The organism is Nocardia sp. NPDC058705 (assembly GCF_042749305.1).
Classification (GTDB): Bacteria; Actinomycetota; Actinomycetes; order Mycobacteriales; family Mycobacteriaceae; genus Nocardia.
In genome coordinates, this window is record NZ_JBHYRN010000007.1 from 170,263 (window position 1) to 193,091 (window position 22,829).

Annotated in this window: 21 protein-coding genes; 11 read left to right on the top strand and 10 right to left on the bottom strand. The window is 67.9% G+C overall.

From position 1 onward, the window contains the following. Window position 1: 1 nt before the first annotated feature. Together ACFW6D_RS12100 and ACFW6D_RS12105 are read right to left on the bottom strand one after the other, a co-directional pair. Complete coding sequence (locus tag ACFW6D_RS12100; protein ID WP_379327417.1) at window positions 2-1,420, bottom strand: condensation domain-containing protein; 1,419 nt, start codon at window positions 1,418-1,420, stop codon at window positions 2-4. A gap of 255 nt (window positions 1,421-1,675) precedes the next feature. Further along, window positions 1,676-2,356, bottom strand: coding sequence for a TVP38/TMEM64 family protein (locus ACFW6D_RS12105; RefSeq protein WP_379327419.1), 681 nt, complete (start codon window positions 2,354-2,356; stop codon window positions 1,676-1,678). A gap of 173 nt (window positions 2,357-2,529) precedes the next feature. On the opposite strand from ACFW6D_RS12105, the gene ACFW6D_RS12110 reads away from it, so the two are divergent. The 4 genes from ACFW6D_RS12110 to ACFW6D_RS12125 all read left to right on the top strand — a co-directional run bounded on the left by ACFW6D_RS12110 (window position 2,530) and on the right by ACFW6D_RS12125 (window position 8,346). Continuing rightward, window positions 2,530-4,401, top strand: coding sequence for a methylmalonyl-CoA mutase family protein (locus ACFW6D_RS12110; protein ID WP_379327421.1), 1,872 nt, complete (start codon window positions 2,530-2,532; stop codon window positions 4,399-4,401). Next, window positions 4,401-6,665, top strand: coding sequence for a methylmalonyl-CoA mutase (gene scpA, locus ACFW6D_RS12115; RefSeq protein ID WP_379327423.1), 2,265 nt, complete (start codon window positions 4,401-4,403; stop codon window positions 6,663-6,665). The genes ACFW6D_RS12110 and scpA overlap by 1 nt, the downstream gene beginning before the upstream one ends. A 70-nt stretch (window positions 6,666-6,735) precedes the next feature. Continuing rightward, on the top strand, window positions 6,736-7,833 hold the full coding sequence (gene meaB, locus ACFW6D_RS12120; protein ID WP_379327425.1) for a methylmalonyl Co-A mutase-associated GTPase MeaB: 1,098 nt from the start codon (window positions 6,736-6,738) through the stop codon (window positions 7,831-7,833). A gap of 189 nt (window positions 7,834-8,022) precedes the next feature. Continuing rightward, window positions 8,023-8,346: a hypothetical protein gene (locus ACFW6D_RS12125; protein ID WP_379327427.1), complete on the top strand. Its 324-nt coding sequence runs from the start codon at window positions 8,023-8,025 to the stop codon at window positions 8,344-8,346. Between the two features lie 5 nt (window positions 8,347-8,351). On the opposite strand, the gene ACFW6D_RS12130 is transcribed toward ACFW6D_RS12125, so the two are convergent. Continuing rightward, window positions 8,352-9,416, bottom strand: coding sequence for a magnesium and cobalt transport protein CorA (locus tag ACFW6D_RS12130; RefSeq protein WP_379327566.1), 1,065 nt, complete (start codon window positions 9,414-9,416; stop codon window positions 8,352-8,354). Window positions 9,417-9,575: 159 nt separating this feature from the next. Between ACFW6D_RS12130 and ACFW6D_RS12135 the strand changes: the two genes are divergently transcribed. Together ACFW6D_RS12135 and ACFW6D_RS12140 are read left to right on the top strand one after the other, a co-directional pair. Further along, window positions 9,576-9,941, top strand: coding sequence for an ArsR/SmtB family transcription factor (locus ACFW6D_RS12135; protein WP_379327429.1), 366 nt, complete (start codon window positions 9,576-9,578; stop codon window positions 9,939-9,941). Then, window positions 9,938-10,408, top strand: a complete 471-nt coding sequence (locus tag ACFW6D_RS12140) for an SRPBCC domain-containing protein (RefSeq protein WP_379327431.1) — start codon at window positions 9,938-9,940, stop codon at window positions 10,406-10,408. The genes ACFW6D_RS12135 and ACFW6D_RS12140 overlap by 4 nt, the downstream gene beginning before the upstream one ends. An 8-nt stretch (window positions 10,409-10,416) precedes the next feature. On the opposite strand, the gene ACFW6D_RS12145 is transcribed toward ACFW6D_RS12140, so the two are convergent. Both ACFW6D_RS12145 and ACFW6D_RS12150 read right to left on the bottom strand, forming a co-directional pair. After that, window positions 10,417-11,727, bottom strand: a complete 1,311-nt coding sequence (locus ACFW6D_RS12145; RefSeq protein ID WP_379327433.1) for a cryptochrome/photolyase family protein — start codon at window positions 11,725-11,727, stop codon at window positions 10,417-10,419. Continuing rightward, complete coding sequence (locus tag ACFW6D_RS12150; RefSeq protein WP_379327435.1) at window positions 11,724-12,311, bottom strand: lipocalin family protein; 588 nt, start codon at window positions 12,309-12,311, stop codon at window positions 11,724-11,726. Before ACFW6D_RS12150 ends, ACFW6D_RS12145 begins: the two co-directional genes overlap by 4 nt. A 158-nt stretch (window positions 12,312-12,469) precedes the next feature. Here ACFW6D_RS12150 and ACFW6D_RS12155 point away from each other — a divergent pair, with 158 nt between their 5' ends. Further along, entirely contained in the window at window positions 12,470-13,306 is an 837-nt protein-coding gene (locus ACFW6D_RS12155) for a MerR family transcriptional regulator (protein ID WP_379327437.1), read from the top strand. Between the two features lie 159 nt (window positions 13,307-13,465). On the opposite strand, the gene ACFW6D_RS12160 is transcribed toward ACFW6D_RS12155, so the two are convergent. Both ACFW6D_RS12160 and ACFW6D_RS12165 read right to left on the bottom strand, forming a co-directional pair. Further along, on the bottom strand, window positions 13,466-14,818 hold the full coding sequence (locus ACFW6D_RS12160; RefSeq protein WP_379327439.1) for a TIGR01777 family oxidoreductase: 1,353 nt from the start codon (window positions 14,816-14,818) through the stop codon (window positions 13,466-13,468). A 54-nt stretch (window positions 14,819-14,872) separates the two neighbouring features. Continuing rightward, window positions 14,873-16,384 (bottom strand): multicopper oxidase family protein, encoded by a 1,512-nt coding sequence (locus tag ACFW6D_RS12165; protein ID WP_379327441.1) that lies wholly within the window; start codon window positions 16,382-16,384, stop codon window positions 14,873-14,875. A gap of 157 nt (window positions 16,385-16,541) precedes the next feature. On the opposite strand from ACFW6D_RS12165, the gene ACFW6D_RS12170 reads away from it, so the two are divergent. The 3 genes from ACFW6D_RS12170 to ACFW6D_RS12180 are packed head-to-tail and all read left to right on the top strand — an operon-like array spanning window position 16,542 to window position 18,945. Further along, complete coding sequence (locus ACFW6D_RS12170) at window positions 16,542-17,684, top strand: sensor histidine kinase (protein WP_379327443.1); 1,143 nt, start codon at window positions 16,542-16,544, stop codon at window positions 17,682-17,684. Beyond that, window positions 17,681-18,313 carry a response regulator gene (locus tag ACFW6D_RS12175; RefSeq protein WP_379327445.1) on the top strand — a complete coding sequence of 211 codons (633 nt, stop codon included), beginning with the start codon at window positions 17,681-17,683 and terminating at the stop codon, window positions 18,311-18,313. The genes ACFW6D_RS12170 and ACFW6D_RS12175 overlap by 4 nt, the downstream gene beginning before the upstream one ends. Window positions 18,314-18,315: 2 nt before the next feature. Next, a complete protein-coding gene (locus tag ACFW6D_RS12180) occupies window positions 18,316-18,945 on the top strand; it encodes an NAD(P)-dependent oxidoreductase (RefSeq protein ID WP_379327447.1) in 630 nt (209 codons plus the stop codon). A gap of 31 nt (window positions 18,946-18,976) precedes the next feature. On the opposite strand, the gene ACFW6D_RS12185 is transcribed toward ACFW6D_RS12180, so the two are convergent. Genes ACFW6D_RS12185 through ACFW6D_RS12195 form a run of 3 tightly spaced genes read right to left on the bottom strand, consistent with a single transcriptional unit; the run spans window position 18,977 to window position 22,153 of the window. Further along, window positions 18,977-19,855 carry an amidohydrolase family protein gene (locus ACFW6D_RS12185; RefSeq protein ID WP_379327449.1) on the bottom strand — a complete coding sequence of 293 codons (879 nt, stop codon included), beginning with the start codon at window positions 19,853-19,855 and terminating at the stop codon, window positions 18,977-18,979. After that, complete coding sequence (locus tag ACFW6D_RS12190) at window positions 19,852-20,892, bottom strand: nucleoside hydrolase (RefSeq protein ID WP_379327451.1); 1,041 nt, start codon at window positions 20,890-20,892, stop codon at window positions 19,852-19,854. Before ACFW6D_RS12190 ends, ACFW6D_RS12185 begins: the two co-directional genes overlap by 4 nt. A 46-nt stretch (window positions 20,893-20,938) precedes the next feature. Next, on the bottom strand, window positions 20,939-22,153 hold the full coding sequence (locus ACFW6D_RS12195) for an FAD-dependent monooxygenase (protein ID WP_379327453.1): 1,215 nt from the start codon (window positions 22,151-22,153) through the stop codon (window positions 20,939-20,941). A 106-nt stretch (window positions 22,154-22,259) separates the two neighbouring features. Here ACFW6D_RS12195 and ACFW6D_RS12200 point away from each other — a divergent pair, with 106 nt between their 5' ends. Further along, a complete protein-coding gene (locus tag ACFW6D_RS12200) occupies window positions 22,260-22,829 on the top strand; it encodes a TetR/AcrR family transcriptional regulator (RefSeq protein WP_379327455.1) in 570 nt (189 codons plus the stop codon).

Here is a 22,829-nt window from a genome sequence, read left to right on the forward strand (position 1 = left end):
TTCAGCCCGCGCTCAGTGCTGCCGCGGCATCGATGACCGGCGCGGTCGCGACCTCGGCCATGGTCACCGAGTACATGGCCCTGGCGAATTCGGTGAGGAAGCGCTCCATGACCTCGCCGGGCAGACCCGCGGGGTGACGGGTGGAGACATAGAGGCCGTCGGGGCCGCGCACGACCCAGAAGTAGACCTCCTCGGTGGAGTACGACACCGCGCGCAGGGTGCGTCCGCGCAGGTCGGCGACCAGTTCGTAGTCGGGGAGCATGCGGATGTCGAGGAAGGACGCACCGTAGGTGGGGCCTTCCACCGCGCCGACCATCGCCAGCGAACGTCCCCAGGAGGCGTCGTTGCAGAGGTGGGCACGTTTGAGCGAGGCGCGGGTCGCGTCCAGCGCCACGGTCATGTCCGCGCAGGCGGGCAGGGTGATGTCGACCGGGACCACATTGACGAACCAGCCCATCGACTCCAGCCAGGTGAGGTCGGGTCGGGTCGCGATCGGCATGACCGTGCGGAATCGGTTGTCGCCGAACGTTTCCCGGGAGGCCATCGCCAGCGCGGCGAACACGGTCACCGACAGCCGGTGCTTCATCCGATCCAGCGCCGCCTCGACTTCCTCGAGCTGGTCGATGGTGAGCAGGGTACGCGAGACGCTGGGCTGGGCGTGCTCACCGTCGAGGACGGCGACCTGATCCGCGGCGAACCGGGGCATAGGAGAGCCGGGTGTACCGAGGAATTCGCGCCAGACGGCGACGGCGGGGGAGTCCGGGGCGAGCTCCTCGGCGGCGGCGCGTTCGATGACGGCGTAATCGGCCGGGCTGCCGAAGGTGGCCGAGTCGCGGATCTCGCCGCCGGTGGTGACCGCGGTGTAGAGGGTGCGCAGCTCGAGGATGAGCACGGCCTGGGAGTAGGCGTCGAGCACCGAGTGATCGGCGCCGACCAGGACGGTGAAGTCGTCGGTGTCGTGCGCGACGGTGGCGACCAGCAGATGCGGCCAGACCAGACCGGAGAGGCGCAATTCCAGTGCATCGCAGAGGTATTCGTTGATCTCGTCGCCGTCGAAGAGATCAGTGACGGGGGCGCCGGTGACGCGAACGGTGCCGGGGGCGGTGCTCACGCGGTGGTAACCGCCGTCGCTGGTGGGAACGGCGGTGGTGCGGAAACCCTCGTGGCGGTCGTGCCACAGCTGCAGCGTCGTGGCCCAGGCTTCGGCCTCGAGCGGGGCGTCCATTTCGAAGATGGTGCCGATCCAGCGGCCGCGACCGGGGCGGGCGTCATCGGGATCGAGGAAGCCGAGGTACTGCTCGTGGACGCTGGCCAGTGGACGTTCGTCGTCGCACCAGGAGTCGGACGAGATGAGTTCGGGGGTCCAGATCGTCAGGTCGCCGCAGCGAATCCGGAATTCGGAGAGATGGGTGTATTCCATGCCGAGCACCTCATGAGGAATGCAAGCCGAGAAACGGCGCGAAGGATTCGGTGATCGCGGGTGCGACACCGGGTGTTGCTCTGGATCCCCGCACCGGATGTAGCTGGCGAACCCTGGGCTATTTGCGAGTCTATAACTCTGAGAGTTTTCTGAAATATTGCTTAGTCACAATTGGAAGGTGTGAAGAAGATCACTTTCAGAATTGTCACGAATCACAACCTAGATCAGGTGCCCCTGGCGTAGGGGGCTTTTTGTTCAGATCGACTGAACACGGTCGGCTGGCTCGGGAGCCGGCGCGTCGACCGGCAGGCGCAGGTCGACGACCAGGCCGATCAGGCCGATCGACAAGCAGACCGCCGACACGGTGATCGCGATCGGGTGGCTGTCACCTGCCAGTGAACCGGCCAGCACCACCGTCGAGATCGTGCCGGGGGCCGAGCCGCCCAGCGTGGCGGCCAGATACGGGGCGACCCGGACCGAGGACAGTCCGCAGCAGTAGTTGACGATCGAGAAGGGGGCGAGGGGGATCAATCGCAGGGCGGCCACGGCGAGCCAGCCACGGCGGGCGAGGCGGTCGTCGACAGCGCGCACCGCCGGGTGCGTGAGGTGTTCGGCGACCCGGTCGCGGCCGAGTGCGCGCACGCCGAGCAGGGCGGCGGTGGCGCTCACTCCCGTCGCGGCCATGGCGATCGCCGAACCGAAGATCGGTCCGAACAGCACGCCGCTGGTCACGGTGAGTACGGTGCGCGGCACGGGAAAGACGGCGACCACCGCGTAGAAGAGGAAGAAGAACAGTGGTAACAGCGGGCCGGCCCCACCGGCCCACTCGCGGATCCGCTGCGGGCCCGGCAGCGGCACCAGCATCGCCAGCACGAACAGCGCGGCGAGCCCGGCCAGGGCGATGAGCAGGCGCGGGGAGCGGATCAGGCGGGACACGCGGGTAAGCGTACCGGCCGGTAGGGGATGGCCCCAGTGAGCGGACACCCTGTCACAGATAGCATCATGAGCGAACCGGACACATCCTGGTTCACCGTGATCCCCGTTGTGGGATGTCACGGATCGGCAGTACACCGGGGTGCGGTCGTCGAATGGAAGAGAGAACAGCAGCTATGCCGATTGGTTCAGAGTCCGGGGCGGGGCTCGCACCGGATCCGGTGCCCGAGTACGCCGCATGGCGCAAGGGCGTGGCGGGAGTGCTGGCGAAAGCGCGACGGGTCGAGGCTTCCGAGCTCCCCGCCGAACCGGAACATCTGCTCGACGAGACTACCTACGACGGGCTGACCATCGCCCCGCTCTACACCCGCCGCGACGAGCTGCCCGAGCAGCCGCTGCCAGGCGCCTTTCCTTATGTCCGCGGTGGCGACGCCGCCCGTGACCCACAGCGCGGCTGGTTCGTTGGCGCGTTCGCCGGGGAAGACGATGCCGAGGCCACCAACCGGGCGATCCTGACCGGCCTGGAGAACGGCGTCAGCGCGATCTCGCTCGGAGTGGGTGCCTACGGCGTCGGAGTCGACGACATCCCCCTCGCGCTGCGCGGCCTGCTGTTCGAGCTGGCCCCGCTGACCCTGGTGGCCGGTGCGCAGACCAGCGCCGCCGCCGAGCGGGTGTTCGAGGTGCTCGACGGATATTCGATCGCTGATCGTGGGCAGATCCGGGTCGGCCTCGGCGCAGCCCCGCTGACCAGCGCTTTCGCCGGTGCTGAAGACCTCGACCAAGCCGAGGCTGTCGCGCTGGCTGTCCGCGCGATCGCCCGGCCCGAGGCGGTCCGCGCGATCACGGTGGACGGCATCGCCTTCCACAACGCCGGTGCCGCCGACGCGCAGGAAGTGGGCGCCGCCGTCGCGGCCGGTCTGGCCTACCTGCGTCTGCTCACCGGTGCCGGGGTCGACATCGCCGACGCGTTCGGTCAGCTCGAGTTCCGCTTCGCGGCCACCGACGACCAGTTCGCCACCATCGTGAAGTTCCGGGCGGCCCGTCGACTGTGGGCGCGAGTCGCCCAGGTCTCCGGCGCACCCGCCTTCGGTGCGGCGCCGCAGCACGCGATCACCTCGGCCGCCATGATGACCCAGCGTGATCCGTGGGTGAACCTGCTGCGCACTACCCTCGCCGCGTTCGGCGCCGGTGTCGGCGGCGCCGATTCGGTGACCGTGCTGCCCTTCGACGCGGCCCTGCCCGCGGGCGAACTCGGTGTTTCCACGACGTTCTCCCAGCGCCTGGCGCGCAACACCCAGCTGCTGCTGCTCGAGGAATCCCACCTCGGACACGTGCAGGATCCGGCCGCCGGTTCCTGGTACGTCGACAAGCTGACCGACGAACTCGCCGCCAAGGCATGGGAATTCATGCAGGAGCTCGAGTCGGCGGGCGGCTACCTCGCCGCGCTCGACGCCGGTCTGCTCGCGACCCGCATCGCCAAGACCGCTGCCACCCGTGCCGCCGATGTGGCCCATCGCCGCACCGCGGTCACCGGCGTCAACGAATTCCCGAACCTCGCCGAGAAGCCACTGTCGGAGCAGGCTCGTGAGCCGGGCACCGTCGCACGCTACGGTGCCGCTTTCGAGGAGCTGCGTAACCGATCCGACGCCTACCTGGCTGCGAACGGCACCCGCCCGAAGGCGCTGATCGTGCCGCTCGGCCCGGTCGCCGAACACAACGCGCGCACCATCTTCACCGCGAACGTGTTGGCCTCCGGCGGCATCGAGTCGGTCAACCCCGGCCCCCTCGCGATCGACGGAATCGCTGCCGCGGCAACAGAATCGGGTGCGCGCATCGCGGTCCTGTGTGGTGCGGACAAGCGCTACGCCGAACAGGCGGGCGCCGCTACCGACGCGCTGCGTGCCGCCGGAATCGAGACCGTGCTGCTGGCCGGAGCCGAGAAGTCGGTCGAGCAATTCAGCGGGACGCAGCGTCCCGACGGGTACCTTGCCCTGCGCATCGACGCGGTCGCGGTCCTGTCGCAGCTGCTGGAGAAGGTGGGAGCCTGATGACCACATCCGATATCGAGCACATCATCGGCAGCTTCGCCGAGGTGCCGCTCACCGACCACGCGCCCACGTCGGCCGATGTCGATGCCGAGCAGGTGCGCACCTTCGTGGCCGATGCCGCGACGGCGAACCACACCACCGCCGAGCAGCTGGTCTGGTCGACCCCGGAAGGCATCGACGTGCCGCCGGTGTTCACCAAGGCCGATCGGGATGCTGTTGTCGCACAGGGCTATCCCCTCGATACGGTGCCCGGTGTGGCGCCGTTCCTTCGCGGTCCGTACCCGACGATGTACGTGAACCAGCCGTGGACGATCCGCCAGTACGCGGGCTTCTCCACCGCCGCCGACTCCAACGCCTTCTATCGCCGCAACCTGCAAGCGGGCCAGAAGGGTCTTTCAGTCGCCTTCGACCTCGCCACCCACCGGGGCTACGACTCCGACCACCCCCGCGTCCAAGGTGACGTCGGCATGGCCGGTGTCGCGATCGACTCGATCCTGGACATGCGCCAGCTCTTCGACCAGATCCCCCTGGATCAGGTGTCGGTGTCGATGACCATGAACGGCGCGGTGCTGCCGATCCTGGCGCTCTACGTCGTCGCCGCCGAAGAGCAGGGCGTGACGCCCGAACAGCTGGCCGGAACCATTCAGAACGACATTCTGAAAGAGTTCATGGTCCGCAACACCTACATCTACCCGCCCAAGCCCTCGATGCGGATCATCTCCGACATCTTCGCCTTCACCAGCGCGAAGATGCCGAAGTTCAACTCGATCTCCATCTCCGGCTATCACATCCAAGAGGCCGGTGCCACAGCCGATCTGGAGCTGGCCTACACCCTGGCCGACGGTGTGGAGTACATCCGCGCCGGGATCGCGGCGGGCATGGATGTCGACAAGTTCGCGCCGCGCCTGTCGTTCTTCTGGGCCATCGGCATGAACTTCTTCATGGAGGTCGCCAAGCTGCGCGCGGGCCGGCTGCTGTGGAGCGAGCTGGTGTCGAAGTTCGAACCCAAGAGCGCGAAATCGCTGTCGCTGCGTACCCATTCGCAGACCTCGGGCTGGTCGCTGACCGCGCAGGACGCCTACAACAATGTGGCGCGCACCTGCATCGAGGCGATGGCCGCGACCCAGGGCCACACCCAGTCGCTGCACACCAACGCCCTCGACGAGGCCCTGGCTCTGCCGACGGACTTCTCCGCCCGCATCGCCCGCAACACCCAGCTGCTCATCCAGCAGGAGTCCAACACCACCCGCCCGATCGACCCGTGGGGCGGCTCGTACTACGTCGAGTGGCTCACCCACCAGCTCGCCGAGCGGGCCCGCGCCCACATCGCCGAGGTCGAGGCGCACGGCGGTATGGCGCAGGCGATCTCGGAGGGCATTCCGAAGCTGCGCATCGAAGAGGCCGCCGCGCGGACGCAGGCGCGCATCGACACCGGGCAGCAGCCGGTGATCGGCGTCAACAAGTACCAGGTCGAAGAAGACCACGCGGTCGAGGTCCTCAAGGTCGAGAACTCGCGGGTGCGGGCCGAGCAGATCGAGAAGCTGGAACGGCTTCGCGCCGACCGGGATTCGGTTGCGGTCGAGCAGGCTCTAGCTGAATTGACCCGTGCGGCAGCGTCTTCCGAAGGCGGCATGGAGAACAACCTCCTCGCACTGGCCATCGACGCCGCGCGTGCGAAGGCCACCGTCGGTGAGATCTCCGACGCGCTGGAGAAGGTGTACGGCCGTCATCAGGCCGAAATCCGTACCCTGTCCGGTGTGTACCGTGACGAAGCAGGCAAGGCATCCAACATCGGCGCGGCCATCGCGTTGGTCGAGGAGTTCGGCGAGGCCGAGGGGCGCCGCCCGCGCATCCTGGTCGCCAAGATGGGCCAGGACGGGCACGATCGCGGCCAGAAAGTGATCGCGACGGCGTTCGCCGACCTGGGCATGGACGTCGACGTGGGCCCGCTGTTCCAGACACCCGAAGAGGTGGCGCGTCAGGCCGCCGACAACGACGTGCACATCGTCGGGGTGTCCTCCCTTGCTGCCGGTCACCTCACCCTGGTGCCCGCGCTGCGGCAGGCGCTGGCCGATGTGGGTCGACCCGACATCATGGTCATCGTCGGCGGCGTGATCCCGCCCGGCGACTTCGACGAGCTCTACGAAGCCGGTGCCGCGGCGATCTTCCCGCCCGGCACCGTCATCGCCGACGCGGCCATCGATCTGCTGAAGAAGCTGGGCGCGTCGCTCGGGCACGAGATCGGCGGCGGCGCACAGGCATGAGCGGTCAGCGCCCGGAGGCGGCAGCCTGCGTAACCACCGACGGCGTCCGAGCATGCCGCATCGGAACAGTATGAGCGACGGCACACAGACGGCTGGGGGTGCCGACGCGCACCCTCGGCTCGGAACCACCGCGGGCGTCGGCTCGCCACGCAACGAAGGGCGCACCGCTGTGGGTGTCCGCCGCACGATCGATGTCGACGCGCTCGCCGCGCAGGTCCGAGCCGGTGAGCGGTCGGCGCTGGCGCGCGCGATCACGCTGGTCGAATCGACTCGCTCCGATCACCGGGAACTGGCGCAGCAGTTGCTGCTGAAGGTCGCGGCGGAGCCGGGTGGTGTCGTTTCGAACCGGGTCGGCATCACCGGTGTTCCGGGCGTCGGCAAGTCGACCTTCATCGACGCGCTCGGCATGTATCTCCTGGCCAAGGGGCATCGGGTCGCGGTTCTCGCGGTCGACCCGTCGTCGACCCGCACGGGCGGCTCGATCCTCGGTGACAAGACCCGCATGGCGCGGCTGTCGCTGGAAGCGGACGCGTTCATCCGCCCGTCGCCGACCGCGGGCACCCTCGGCGGCGTGGCCAAGGCGACCCGCGAGACGATCGTGCTCCTGGAATCCGCCGGATACGACGTGATCCTCGTGGAGACCGTCGGCGTCGGCCAATCCGAGGTGACCGTCGCCAATATGGTCGACGTGTTCTGCTTCCTCACCCTGGCCCGCACCGGAGATCAGTTGCAGGGCATCAAGAAAGGTGTGCTGGAACTCGCCGAACTCGTCGCCGTGAACAAGGCCGACGGCAAACACGAGATCGAAGCCAAAGGCGCTGCCCGCGAACTGGCGGGCGCCCTGCGCCTGATCCATCCGCACGACGCGCTGTGGAAGCCGCCGGTGCTCACCATGAGCGGTCTGGAAGGCGTAGGCCTCGACAAGTTCTGGGACACCGTCCTCGACCACCGCCGAGTCCTCACCGACGCAGGCGAATTCGCCGAGAAGCGCCGCCGCCAACAGGTCGACTGGACCTGGACCATGGTCCACGACCAGATCCTGCGCCGCCTGGCGGACAACCCGAACGTGAAAGATGTTCGCGCACAGGTGGAATCGGCTGTCCGTGCCGGAACGCTCACCCCCGCGCTCGCCGCCGAACAGATCCTCACGGCCTTCGACCGGAGTTGAAGTGCCAGGCAGTAGCTGCTGTCGGCCCGGCTGTGTCGTGACGACGGTGATTGGTCGGAATTTTTAGCTCTCACATCGGAATTTGCGGATGATATTCCGATTTCCGTCACTTTGCCAGCTGTTGTCTGCGCCGATTTTCGAGGATCCTCGGAGGTGGACGCCGAGAGCTGACGGCCGAGGAGGTAAGTGATGACGATCTTCCGCACGAATCGGACCTTGAGCAGCGACAAGACGCCCGAACGGGCGATTCTCGGGGGCGACGGTCGCTGGCGGCTCACCTGGCTGCCGGAATTCGGTCTGACGTCGGATCAGGCGATATCCGGACTGAGGCTGGACGAAATCCTCAGCGACCCGGCCCTGGTCCACGACCGGATGGCGCTCGCGGAGGCCACCACCTGCGCCGACCGCATCGGCATCATCCTCGAACTCGCGATGGTGCGACTCTGGAAGCGGATGAGCACCGCCATCGCGCTCTGCGGGTTCGTGGCGACCCGATGGGGTCGACTCGCCTGACCGGGCTACAACCAGCGGATACGCCGGAAAACGATGATCAGTGCCGTGCAGATGGCGAGCATGACGAACATCGTGGCGGGGTAGCCCCAGGACTGGTGGAGTTCGGGCATGTGATCGAAATTCATACCGTAGATGCCGGCGATCATGGTGGGCACCGCGAGGATGGCGATGGACGCGGAGATCTTGCGCATGTCGGTGTTCTGCTGCACGGCGATCTTGGCCACGGCCGCGCCGACCAGCGTGGTGAGGGTTTCGTCGAGGTCGTTGATGCGTTCGGCGACACCGCTGTGGTGGTCGGCGACATCGCGCAGGTAGCGGCGCACTTCCTTGGGCAGGGGAGTGCGCGGTGCGGTGAGGGTCTGTAGCGGGCCCGCCAGCGGGCGCACGGCGCGACGCAGCTCGACGATTTCGCGTTTGAGCTGGTAGATCGCCTCGATGGGGATCTTGCTGCGTGGGCTGAAGAGCTCCTCTTCCATCGACTCGACATCGAACTCGACCGCCTGCGTGACGTCGATATAGGAGTCGACGACGTGATCGGCGATCGCGTGCAACACCACGCCGGGTCCGAGTGCGAGCCGCTCGGGTTCGGCTTCGAGCCGGTGCCGAACCGCGGTGAGTTCGTTGTGCTCACCGTGACGAACGGCGACAACGAAATCGGCGCCGAGGAAAACCATGATCTCGCCGGTCTGCACGATCTCGCTGACCGTGTGCATATCGTGCTCGACGTAGGCGACGGTCCGCATCACGGTGACCATGGTGTCGTCGTAGCGTTCGAACTTCGGGCGTTGCTTGCCGGTGACAGCGTCCTCGACCGCGAGTTCGTGCAGGCCGAAGGTCGCGGCGATCTCGCCCATCTGATGCAGGTCCGGTTCGAACAATCCGATCCACACGAAACCCGTACCGCGACTGCGGATCTCGGCCAGTGCGGTCTCGGGGGTGAACCGGCCGGGCAGTCGCTCGCCGCCGAGGTAGGCGGCGCAGTCGATGATGGCGCGCGCGGTCGGAATCGAGGGCTTCGGTACCACCTCGACACGGCGCCTGCTGCGGGACAACAACGGAGAACCCGCCATCACCGACCCGAAACTACGGCGAGCAGCGGGGACGGCGTTCGGCTCGTCGACCATCATCCACCCCGCTCTCTATCGTGGCGCAGCATCCCACGGCGGTGAATGCCCGCGCAACCGGACCAGGGGTTGCGCAGATTGCCGCGAGCGTGAATACTTAGGCATGTGCCTAAGTATTTGAGTGGCGAACCGGTCGGAGGGCTCGACAGTGTCTTTCGGGCATTGGCCGATCCGACTCGTCGCGCGATCGTCGAACGGCTGGCGCGTGGTCCCGCCTCGGTGTCGGATCTCGCCGCACCGTTCGACGTCGCGCTGCCGACGATCGTTGGGCACCTGAAGGCACTGGAGGCGGGGCAACTCGTCAGCTCGGCCAAAATCGGCCGCGTGCGCACCTACCAGTTGGTGCCGGATGCCTTCGGGACGGCGATCGACTGGCTGCACCGCCAACGTCCACCCGCGCAACGGCAGGTGGACAGGCTCACGGCACTACTCGTGGAATCAACCAAAAACTCAGAGGGAGAACAGCAATGACCGACACGGTGACCCGCTCCATCAACCACGCCCAGTTCACCATCGAGCGCGAGGTGCCCGTGGCGCCCGCCGTCGTCTTCCAGGCCTTCGCCGACCCTGCCGTCAAGGCGAAGTGGTTCGGTGGCGAGGAAGGTTGGGAGCAGGGCGAGGTCTCGGTCGACTTCGAGGTCGGCGGCCGCGAGATCAACGAAGGCACCTTCCAGAAGAAGATGACCTCCCGTTTCGTCGCCACCTACACCGACATCGTCGATAACGAACGCCTCGTCTACACCTACGACATGTGGATCAACGGCGCCCACATCTCCACCTCGGTGGCCACCTGGGAATTCGAACCGATCCCCACCGGCACCAAGCTCACCCTCGTCGAATTCGGTGCCCACCTCGACGGTTTCGACACCGGCGCCCAGCGCGAAGAGGGCACCCGCGACCTCGTCGACGCCCTGGTGAACTACCTCACCCAGGCCTGAGCAGGTCGCTAGCGGCCGACGCAGTCGATGATCGGCGGGGGATAGTCCGCCGGATCGACGTGCTCGCTCCACGGACGGTGAATACGCGCCCCGGGCAGGTGCGCCAGTTCGGGCAGCCACCGCCGCACGTAGGTGCCGTCGGGGTCGTAACGGGCGGCCTGGCGCAGGGGATTGAGGACCCGGTTGGGGCGGGTGTCGGTGCCGGTGCCCGCGACCCACTGCCAGTTGAGCTGGTTGTTCGCGAGGTCGGCGTCGACGAGCCAGCGCAGGAAATGTGCCGCGCCGGCCCGCCAATCCTGTTGGAGTGACTTGGTGAGGAAGCTGGCCGCGATCAATCGCGCTCGCCCCGGCAGCCAGCCTTCGGCGCGGAGTTGCCGCATCCCCGCGTCGACGATCGGGTAGCCGGTACGTCCGTCTCGCCAGGCGGCGACGACCTTTTCGTCCTCGGGGCCGGGACTCACACGGGTGCGGTAGTCCGACCACGCGGCATCGGGACGGGCGGCGAGCACCTGGTGGTGGAAGTCGCGCCAGGCCAGCTGCCGGACGAAGGCGAGGCCGCCGTCGGTCGACGGATCGACCCGGCTCACCACCTCGGTGGGCGACACGCAGCCGAAGTGGAGGTAGGGCGAGAGTCGGGAGGTGGCGTCGGCGGCGAGCTGGTCGTTGTCGCGGGCATAGTCGGCGATCGGGCCGTCGAGCCAGTCGTGCAGCAGCGCACGTCCGGTGGTCTCCCCGCCGACCCGCAACTGTGGCGACGGCTCGCCCGAGCTCAGATCCTGTGCGGTCGGCAGCGTCTCGCTCCGGATCTGCGGCATCACCAGTGATCGCGGCGCCGGGAGCGGGGTGCGGTGACGGTCCGCACTCCAGCGCCGGAAGTAGGGGGTGAAAACAGCGAAATGATCGCGCCCCGTCGACGGGACGAGCTCGGCGGAAGTGGCTGTGACAGAACCGGAATGACATTGCACAGTGATGTCGGGGAGCTGACGCAGCGCCTTCTCGCGCTCACTGCTGTAGCGGCTGACATCCTCGGCCAGGTGCACGCTGGCGGCACCGGTCACCCGCACCACTCGCTCGACTTCGTCGATCACCGCGCCGCGCCGCACGATCAGCGCACCGCCAAGCGCACGCAATTCCTTGTCGAGTTCGGCCAGTGCGGCGGCGAGGAAATGCGCGCGATTGGGTGGGCAGCGATCGGGCACCAGTGCCTCATCGACGACGAACAGCGGCACCACCTGGTCGGCCTCACGGGCGGCGGCGGTGAGCGCCGGATTGTCGTGCACGCGCAAGTCGCGAGTGAACAGGGCGATGGCGACGGTCATCGCGCGCACAGGGGCGCCACACCCTCGCGTCCGCCGGTCGTGGGTGAGGTGAGATAGAGGCAGGGGTCCTGACCGGCGATCTTGATCGCCTCGTCGACCTGCTGCCAGGTGGCATCGTCGAGTGCCGGGGTGCGGGCGAGGACGAAACCGGAGAGCCTGCTCGGCGAGGTGATCAGAGCCCACGAATAGTCCGGGCCGAGCGCGGTCACGATGTAGTTGGTCGGTCCCTCCCGCCCGTCCTGGCCGGGAACGCCCGGAAAGCTCACGTGCAGTTGGGCGTTCGTGACCGGATCGTTCACGGTCGCGGTGCCGCGGATCTCGTCGACACCGCCGGTCCAGGTGTGGCAGCGGTTGAAGACGCCGACGTCACCGTACGGGTCGAGGGTGTAGGTCGCGGTGGTGTCACGCGCGCAAGTGAGGTTGAACGGCTGCGGCACCGCCGCGAGCTGATGCCATTCGCCGAGATAGCGGTCGAGCTGGAGAACGGGCACCGGCGCGGGTGGTTCGGCGGCCGCGGTGCCCGTGACGGCGAAGCCGACGGTGATCAGCAGGGCGGTGGTCCACGGGCCGAAACGGGTGCGCACAGGAACTCCTCACGGTAGGTGGTGCCCCCACCCTAACATCAAACGATGCACTAGCGATGCATGACATGGTTCGGTGGTCCCTCGGCATCGGCGGGTTGCCGACGCGCGCGGGCCGGGTCGTGACGCCCCTGTGAGGGCATTCCGGGCAGAATGAAACGATGCCCGCCGGTTCTGCTCCCGAATCCGCCGCGGCCGGATTCACGGTGCGCGCGGTGGCCGACCGTCTCGGCATCCCGACCGCGACCCTGCGCAGCTGGAATCGCCGCTACGGCATCGGCCCGGCACAGGACCGGCCCGGGCGCCATCGCCTCTACTCCGGCACCGATATCGCTGTGCTCGAGCACATGCTCGAGTTGATCGGCGGCGGCGCGAGTCCTGCGGGGGCAGCCGCGGCGGCGCGTGGGCCCGTACCGGTCCTCGGTGACCGCGTCGGCCTACTCGATGCGGCGTTCGCGCTGGACACCACCACCGTCTGCGTCCTGCTGGACGCCCACGTGCGGGCTCATGGCGTCGTGCAGACCTGGGAGACCTTGTGCCGCCCGGCATTCACCGACATCGTCGCGCGGCAGGGCGCCGGTGAGGGATGTATCGACGTCGAGCACCTGCTGTCGTGGTCGATCGCGGCGGTCGTGCAGCAGGTGAAACCGGCGCGCAGCAGTGCGCCCGTGTTGCTCGCGTGCACGAGCGGCGAAACGCATTCGCTCCCACTCGATGTGCTGCGTGCGGCGTTGGCGCAGGCCGGGGTCGGTGCGCGCATGCTGGGTGCCGACGTGCCGACCGTCGCGTTGTCCGATGCGCTCGCCCGGCATTCGGACGAGGCCTCGGTGCTGCTGTGGTCGCAACGTGAGTCGACCGCGTTGACTTCGGCGGTGCTGGCTTGCGCAGGAGCCGGTGCACGGGTGCTCGTCGGCGGGCCGGGATGGGATGTCGTGATGCTGCCCGACACGGTCGAGCGGATCGGTAGCCTGGCGGCCGCGGTCGACGCACTGCGCTGAATGCCTTCGGGCGCAGTGCGTTTGCACCTGTGTAGTCGCGTTCCCGGCGGTGCGAGATCAGGCGGGGCCGTCTTCGCGCAATGCATAGGCGATGCGTTGCGCGAACGGTCGACTCGAAGTCGATGAACGTGCACCGTTCGCCTGCGCCGACCGGCGTGGTCAGCTCCCGGTTCGCCCGAGCAGGTGGCGCAGCGTCTGCTCCAGCCCCTCGGTTCGAAAGGTGTGCCCGGCTTTCATCAACCGGGTCGGCGTCACCCGCTGACTCGCCTCGGCGAGTTCGCGCGCACCCTGCCTGCCCAGCAGTATCGCGGGACCGAAGCCGGGGACCGGCAGCAGTGCCGGGCGATGCAGCACTCGCGCCAGCACCCGGGTGTACTCGCTGTTGCGAACTGCCTGTGGCGCAACAGCATTGACCGGTCCACGCAGGGTGTCGTCCCACAGCGCGCGGTGGTAGACATCGACGAGATCGTCGATACCGATCCACGACAACCATTGTCGGCCGTCCCCGATCCGCCCACCGAGCCCGGCGCTGAACAACGGTCGCAGCAACCGCAGGGTGCCGCCGCGCGGAGACTGCACGATGCCGGTACGCACCCGTACCACGCGGACGCCACCCACCGCGGCGGGTTCGCAGGCGTCCTCCCACTGCTCGACCACCTCGGCCAGGAACCCGTCACCACGCTCGGACTGCTCGGTCAGCGTCTGGTCGCCGCGGTCGTATCCGTAGTAGCCGATGGCCGAAGCGCACACGAAGGCGTCGACCCCCGAGGCGGCGGCGAGCTCGGCCAGCCGCCGGGTCGGCTCGATCCGGCTGTCGGCGATCGCTCGTCGATGCGCGGCGGTGAACCGTCCGGCGATGGACTCCCCGGCCAGATGCACGACGGCGTCGACGTCGGCGAGCAGGTCGGCGGCGGGCGCGGCGGGGTCCCATTGTCGTTCGTCGGGATGACGTGGTGCATGGCGGACCAAACGCACCACCCGGTGCCCGCCGGTGCTGAGGAAGGCGCTCAGCGCGGAGCCGACCAGGCCCGACGCGCCGGTCATCGCGATCGTCGCCGACTGCCAGCCGGACTCCGCCGCGCGCAGGTGGGCGGCCAGATCGTTCGTCAGCTGGCGGTAGCGGTAGTCGAACATCGGCCGCAACACCGACTCCGGAATCGGTGTCCGCACCCGATCGATCACGCGGGTGTGCGTGTCGTCGATCTCGGCGAACTCGTGGACGTGGTGCCACGGCAATAGCCGGGCGACCGGCAACGAGGCTGGTCCGTCCGCCGCGACGGCGTCGGCGAACCGCTGCGGCGGTCGATACTGCTCGGGGTCGTGCCGCGCGACCCAGCGCAGTCCGCCGGGCAGGCCGAGCACCGCTCGCCCGGTGGCCAGTGAATCGGCCTCGGAGAGGAGGGTGACCGGCTGCCACGGTGGCGCCAGGCGTGTGAAGGCGCCACGGCGAGCGAACCAGGCGAAGACGTCGGCCCTGGGTGTGGCGACGATGTCAGAACACTCGATGCCCATGACTCGACTGTAGTCACAACCGCGATCTATGAATCGCTAGCGCATCGAATTCCATCAGTGGTGGCCCATGCCGCCCATACCCGGCTGCGCGGTCATGTCCATCTGCATGGGAGCGGGTTGCTGTCCCGGGGCCAGAACCAGGAATTGGCCCATCATGCCCTTGTCCTCGTGGTGGAGCAGGTGGCAGTGGAACATGTACGGGTAGGTGGGATCGGTGTGGTCGGCGAAGTGCATGGCCAGGGTGTAGGTGGCGTCGAGAGTGGTGTACACGGTGTCCTTCCAGCCGGAAAGGGCTGGGGGAGGGGGCTTTCCGTCGATGGCCAGAATCTGGAACTGGACGTCGTGGACGTGGAAGTTGTGCGGCCAGTTGTCCTTGTTGCGGACGGTCCAGACCTCGGTGGTGTCGACGGGGATCGTCATGTCGATGCGGTTCATGTCCATGCGGCGGTTGTTGATCATGAACCACTGCAGTTCGAACGCGCGGGTCGGCGCGGTGTTCGCGGCGGCGAGCGCGCGCATCGGGATCAGGGCCGCGGGAACGGCTGCCGAGGTGCGCAGCGAGTCGGTGGCACGCAGTGTCAGGATGTCGAAGGTGTCGTCGAAACCGTATTCGGCGACATTGTCGAAGCCGCGCCGTTCGGTGATCGGTAGGGACCGTAACGTGACGTTCTCGCCCGCGCGCATGGTCACCACCAGTTCGGCACGTTCGCCGGGACTGAGTTGAATCGTGTTCAGGGCAACGGGTTTCGTGAGTAATCCGCCGTCGCTGGCGATGAGCTGGAACTCTCTGCCATCTGCGAAGGCCAGGTTGTACAGGCGGCCCGACGAACCGTTGAGAATGCGCAACCGGACCCGCTCGGTGGTGACGGGCAGGTGGGCGTCGGAAATGCCGTTGGTGATGATCGTGTCACCGAGCAGACCCATGTCGGTGGTGTCGGTTTCGTTGAGAGTGCCGTCCGCGTTGAAGCGGCGGTCCTGGACTACCAGCGGAATGTCGTCGATACCATAGTCTTTCGGCAGATCGAGGGCATTCGCCTCGTCGTCATCGATCAGGAACAGACCCGAAAGCCCCCGGTTGACGTGCTTTTCGGTGGCGCCGTGCGGATGCGGGTGATACCAGAGCGTCGCGGCCTGCTGCTGGATCGTCCACGTCGGTTCCCACGTCGCACCCGTCGCGATCATCTGATGCGGGCCGCCGTCGAACTTCGCGGGCAGGTGCATGCCGTGCCAGTGCACCGACGTGGGCTCGGGGAGGTCGTTGGTGATGGTGAACGCGACCTTCTCGCCGCGGCGGGCCCGCACGGTAGGGCCGAGGACCGAACCGCTGAAACCCCAGGTCGGGGTCGCGGAGCCGCGGACCATCTCGGTGACGCCTGTCTGGACCCGCAGGGTGAACCGCCGGACACCGTCGGAACCGACCGTCGACGGGGCCAACGGGGGGATCGGCAGCGGCCGCGTCGCCGCGGAACCGGCCGAACCGGGTGCCGAGGTGCGGATCGAACAACCCGCCGCGTACACCACCGGTGCCAGGGCGAGCCCGGTGAGAAAACCTCGTCGCGAGACCAACGTGCACTCCTTGTCTGGGGGAACCTCCAGCCTCGCGGGCCCAGGTCCGCGTCGACTCCGCCGAACAGCCGGACCCCAGCGCCCTGATTCCACCCGCGCGACCCTTGCGGCCGCGCCGATCGCGTGCTAGCGCCCGTCCGTCACCTACCGTGAGGACGTGATCGACACACATCGCGACTGGCGCGGGCTGTTGCGGTGGCTGCCGCTGGTGCTGATCCCGGTCCTGCTGCTGGCCAGCACCTACCCGGACCAGTACCGCGTGCCACCGCACTACTGGGTACTGGCGATGACAGCCGGGGTGGTGTTCCTGGCCGGCTCGCGATGGCCCTTAGCGGTCTCGCTCGCGCTGTCGGCACTGGCGGTGCCGATGCTGCGGACCGACGCCTGGGGTGTGTCGGGCCTGGTGCCCTACCTCGGGGCGGTGGCCCTGGTCGATGTGGTGGCGCGCACGCATCGGTGGTCGATCGTGGCCGTGGCGACGGCGGGATGGGCGGGCGCGGTCGCGCTCGGACGGGTCGGAGTGCACGACAACTCGGTCGGTCGGGCGTCCACGCTCGTCGAGGCCGCCGCGTATGTGGGACTGCCGTTGCTGCTCGGGCTGTATCTGCGCGGACAGCGCGACCTGGCGGAGAACCTGCGAATCCGCGCCGTCGAGGCGCAGGCGCGGACCCGGCTCGACGAACGCGCCGCGCTGGCCAGAGAACTCCACGATGTGGTCGCCCACCACATGGCTTCGATCATTCTGCGGATTTCGGTGGCCGGACATGTTGTGCGCGAGGCGGATCCGCGCGTCGTGACCGTTCTCGACGATGTGCGCGCCACGGCGGCCGACGCGCTCGCCGATATCCGCCGACTGCTCGCCGCGCTGCGTGATCCGGCGCTCGGCACCGTCGCCATGGTCGAGGCCGACGCGGTCGCGACCGAGATCACGGCCGCGCTCACCCGGGTGCGCGCCGCCGGGTTCACCGTGACGGCAACCCTGGAAACCGACCTCGACCGGCTCGACGCCATCAGCAGGCTCACGTTGTTGCGGTTGGTGCAGGAATCGCTGACGAACGTGATGAAACACGCCGATCGTGGTGTGCCCGTGCGGTTCCGGGTCCACCGGCACGACGGCGGCATCGAACTCGAGGTCGTCAACGGCGGGCGCGAGACGGTGGCGCCGCCGGGACACGGCATCGTCGGCATGCGAGAACGGGCCGAACTCGCCGGGGGAACACTCACCGTCGGCGCCGAGGAGCGGAACTGGGTGGTGCGGGCATGGCTGCCCGACAGCACGCGAGCGGAGGAACTGTCGTGATCACGGTGCTACTCGTCGACGACCAGCGCCTCGTGCGCGCGGGCCTGCGGATGCTCATCGAGGACACCACCGACCTCACCGTCGTCGGGGAGGCATCCAACGGTGTCGAAGCGGTGCGGCTCTACGCCGAACTCGTCCCCGACCTCGTCGTCATGGACCTGCGGATGCCCGGCCTCGACGGTGTGGCCGCGACCCAGCAGATCCTCGCGTCGTCGCCGCGCGCGAAAGTGCTCGTGCTCACCACCTTCGACGACGACGAACACCTGTTCCCCGCGCTCTCCGCCGGGGCTGCGGGCTATTTCGTCAAGGACACCGAGCCCACCGTGCTGCTCGACGCCATCCGGCGCACGGTGGAGGGCGACCTGCTGTTCTCGCCCGCACTGCTGCGTCGCCTGGTCGACCGGGCACTAGCGGCGCCGTCGACACCGGTCCCCGTGCCGGACCTGACACCGCGCGAACTCGACGTCCTGCGCCTGGTCGCCGAGGGGTACGGCAACCAAGAGATCGCCGACCGGCTCCACCTCGGCGTGAGCACCGTCAAAACCCACGTCGCCAACCTGCTCGGGAAGACCGGCACCGACAACCGGGTCCGCCTCGCGGTCTACGCGGCCGAGGTCATCGGCCGCTGATCATGCGGATCGCGGTGTTCGGGGCTGGCGGGGCCGTCGGGAGTCGGGTGGTGGCCGAAGCGGTGTCGCGCGGGCACGAGGTGACCGCGGTGTCGCGTCGCGCGGTGCCGGTGCCGGACGGCGTGGGGTTGCGGATCGGTGACGCGAGCAAGGTGGACGACGTCGAAAGAATCAGTGCCGGGCACGATCTCGTGATCTCGGCGACCAGGCCCGCGGTGGGGCGCGAGTCCGAACTTCCTGTCGTCGCGGCGGCGATGCTCGACGGTGTCGCTCGCGGCGGCGTGCGACTGCTGGTCGTCGGTGGTGCGGCGACGCTGATGGTCCCCGGTACCGGGGCATCACTGAGCGAAACCTCGGATTTTCCGGCCGAACTCGCCGCGATCGCGCAGGCCTGCACCGATCAACTCGCGGCGTGCCGGGCGGATACGGCGGCGGACTGGACCTATCTGAGCCCGCCCGCGGAACTGATCCCCGGGACACGCACGGGTGATTACCGGGTCGGGGCCGACGAGTTGCTTGTCGACTCGAAGGGCGTGTCGTCGATCTCCATGGAGGACTTCGCGGTCGCGCTGCTCGACGAGGCGGAGCAGCCTGTCCATCGGCGTGCCCGATTCACCGTCGCGGCAAGATGATTCGTCGAAGTGGCCGTGGGGATACATCTCCTCAGAGGTCGAAGAGGGTAACCGCGTTGTTGTGGCACACATTGCGAATCCACTCGGTGCCGAGTTCCAATCGCTCGAGCGCGTTGATCGCCTCGGCGTAGGGGTAGGGGATATTGGGGAAATCGCTGCCGAAGAGAATGCGATCACCGAACCGGATCAGCCGGTCGCGTTCCTCCGGGGGATAGGGCGCGCCACCTTCGCTGAAATCGGTCCAGACCATCGTGGTGTCGAGATACAGCTGAGGGTACCGCTCGGCCAGGTCGAGGAATTCGCTGTATTCCGGGGTGCCCATATGGGCGATGATCAAGCGCAGAGTCGGAAAGCGGTGCAGCAGTTCGGCAATCGGGGCGGGACCGGTGAATTCGCCGGGCGCGGGACCGGATCCGCAATGGATGAGAACGGGGGTGCCCGATTCGGCGAGGATCGCCCACACGGGGTCGAGCAGGGGGCCCAGAGGTGAGAACGCGCCGACTTGGATGTGTACCTTGAAGACTCGCGCGCCCGCCTCGATCGCCGCGCGCACATAGCGGGGTGCGTCCGGCTCGGGGTAGAAGGTGGCGGTGTGTAGACAGTCGGGGGTGCGGGCGGCGAATTCGGCGGTCCAGGAGTTGAGCCACTCGCCCATGCCCGGCTTGTGCGGGTACACCAGCGAGGTGAAGGCGCGAACGCCGAAGTCGCGCAAGGTCTTCAGGCGCACCTGTTCGTCGTCGCGGTAGGTGATCGGCCACGGTCGGCCGGTGAGCGGCCCGGCGGCGTCGAAATAGGCCCACACCTTGCGCATCACCTGGTCGGGCATGAAGTGGGTGTGCACGTCGACGATCGCGGGCAGGTCGTATCGGGTGCGGAAATCGGCGAGGTAGGCGACGGTGTCTACGGTCATGACGGCTCCGGGTAGAGGCGGCGGGCCATGGCGCCGACGCGGGTGACGAGGCGTTCGAAGAACACGGCGGGGTCGGTGTCGATCACGATGTCGGCGTTGGGTTCGCGGCCCCACATGCCCGCCCAGTCGGCGACCGTGGTGGCGCGGGTGATGGTGCCCGCCAGCTCCACGTCGACGGTGGCAGGGCGGGTGATCGCCAGGGCGGGGTCCAGCGCGACCGCGGCGGCGAACGGGTCGTGCATGTGCGCGAGATAGCCGAGGTCGTACTGGTGGTGGAAGTCGAAGTAGAACCGCACCGCGTCGGTGAGATAGCGGATGATCGGATTGCTTGCCGCCGAACGGAATTCGGGGGTATCGCCCGCGCTCACCTGCTCGACCGGTGTGCTGTGTGCCGCGTGCGCGAGCTGTTCCAGGTGTTCGGGGAGCATCTCGATGGACTCGGTGATGTCGAGAGCGCAGACCAGGGGCCTGCGCTCCGGTGGGGCGGCGGAGAAGGCGTCGAAGACCTCCTTGGCCGCTTCGGGGTCGACGTGGATGTTCCACTCGTTGGTGGGTGTCGTGTTGCCGGGGTGGTTGTACGCGCCGCCCATGATGACCAGGCGGTGCAGCAGACGCGGCAGTTCGGGTTCGATCCGCAGGGCCAGCGCGAGATTGGTCAGCGGACCGGTGCACAGGCCGGTCACCTCGCCGGGGTTCGCGCGAACCAGGTCCACCCAGAGCTGAGCCGCCGACCGCGACGACAGTGAACGCGGTGAGACGGGCAGTTCGGCGTACCCGAGGCCCTGCGGGCCGTGGGTGTCCTCAGTGGTGCGCAAGGGAATGGCCAGGGGTTCGGCTGCGCCGAGTGCCACCTCGATCTCGGGTGCCCGGCCGAGGTCGAGCATCGCCAAGGTGTTGGCCGCGACCTGCGCCCCGTCGACGTTGCCCGCGGTGGCGGCGATGCCGATGATCTCGGCCTCGTCGGAGGCCAGCAGGTAGAGGATGGCCAGGGAGTCATCGATCCCGGTATCGACGTCGAGGATGATCTTCTGCGGCACGTCATCGAGGGTAGCCGCGGGCCCGCGCGGCCGGTCGGCGGGTCGATCAGTAGGTCGGGAGGGTGAATTCCTCGGTGTGGCCGAAGAAGACCTTCTTGGTGAGCGGGCGCATCGGCCGCGACATCATGAGCCGCACACTGGTCTTGGCCAGCCGCGTCAACAGCGGGGACTTGGGGATCATCATCGCCATCCCACCGCCGGGGATCTCCTTGGCCTTGTCGAGGAACGGCAAGATCTTGTCCTGGTAGCGCTGCTGCGCGTCGGCGAGATCGTCCGGGGTGGCGGCGATCTCGGCGGCCAGGATGTAGGCGCCGACAATGGCCATCGCGGTGCCCATGCCGCTCAGCGGGGAACCGCAATAGCCCGCGTCGCCGATCAGCGTGACCCGGCCGACCGACAGTTTCGGCACATCGACGCGGGCGACCTCGTCGAAATAGAAGTCGGGCGTGGAATCCATCGCCGCGAGGATGGCAGGGGCATGCCAGCCCGCATCGGCGATGGCCTTCCTGATGAGTGCGCGCTGGGCGTCGACATCGCGGCGCAGCGCGGGGTCGACCTCGGTGCGGACCGTGATGATCGCTTTGGCCGTGCTCGGGTCGGCGTCGGGCCGGATACCGAGCATGGCGCCGGGAATCAAGCGCATGCTGAACCAGCCGGGCTCGACATCGGCCGGCTTCGGCATGGTGAAGAACGCGCCGTAGCCACCGAGGTTGGTGCTGAACTGCTCCTCGGGTCCGAAGACGAGTCGCCGCGTCGCCGAGTGCACGCCGTCGGCGCCGATCACCAGGTCGAATCGCTCGGCGCCACCGGAGGCGAAGGTGACGTCCACGCCGGTGTCGTCCTGAACGACCTTGTCGATCCACTCGCCGTAGCGGTAATCGAGCTGACCGTCGTCGGCGGCCGCCACCGCATCCAGGAGTACCTGGTTCAGGTCACCGCGGGTGATCTCGATTTCGGCGACAGCGCCCTGCCCGTCGAAGTCCTCCATCGCCATCCGGGCGTAGATCTTGCCGTCGTCGTCGATGTAGGACATCCCGCGCTCGTCGAGCTGATACTTCGCGATGCCCGCCATCAGACCCATTCGCTCGGCGGCCTCCTTGCTCGGGCCACGCAGATCGACGGCCTGGCCACCGGGGCGGGGGACCGATGCGCGCTCGACGACGGTGGTCCGAATGCCGTTGCGCAGCAGCTGGAGTGCGACCGCGTTGCCCGCGATACCGCCGCCGGAAACGAGAACGTGCAGGGGGCTGGTGGTGCTCATGATGGTGCATCCCGTCTGATGTACGAATGTCTTAGACATATGTCTAACAGAGGTTGACACGGATGTCTAGAACAAATGTCTTAGACGCTCGGGTAGGCTGCTGAGCATGGGTAACAGAGAAGATCTTCTGGCGGGGGCGCGCAAAGTGATCCTGGAGCGTGGGGTCGCGAAGACGACCGCGCGCGATATCGCCGCCGCGGCGGGAGTGAGCCTGGCCGCGATCGGCTACCACTTCGGGTCGAAGGACCGCCTCGTCACCGAGGCGTTGAGCGAGGCGCTCGGCGACTCCATGGGCGAGGCGATGAACGAGCTGATCGCCGCGGGTGCCGGGAAGTCACCCATGGAGGGGCTGGCTCAGCTGTGGAACGGGATGCCCGCGGTGTTCGCGGACAATCACGAGGCGATGCTGGCCAGCCTGGAAAACATCGTGCGGATCGTGCGCTCCGACGACGCGCGGGCCCAGTTGGGTGACCAACTCGCCGGTGCGTACACCGACCTCGCGGCCAATGTCGCCGCGGCCCATCCCGAACTCGACCCGGAGCAAGCCGCCGTGATCGGGCGAATGTACTTCGTGCTCGCGCAGGGACTCGCGATCCTGTGGTTGCTGGATCCGGGGGCGGTGGCCGCCGACGGCGATCAGCTCGCGACGGCGGTGCGGGCGCTGGCGGGGAAGTGA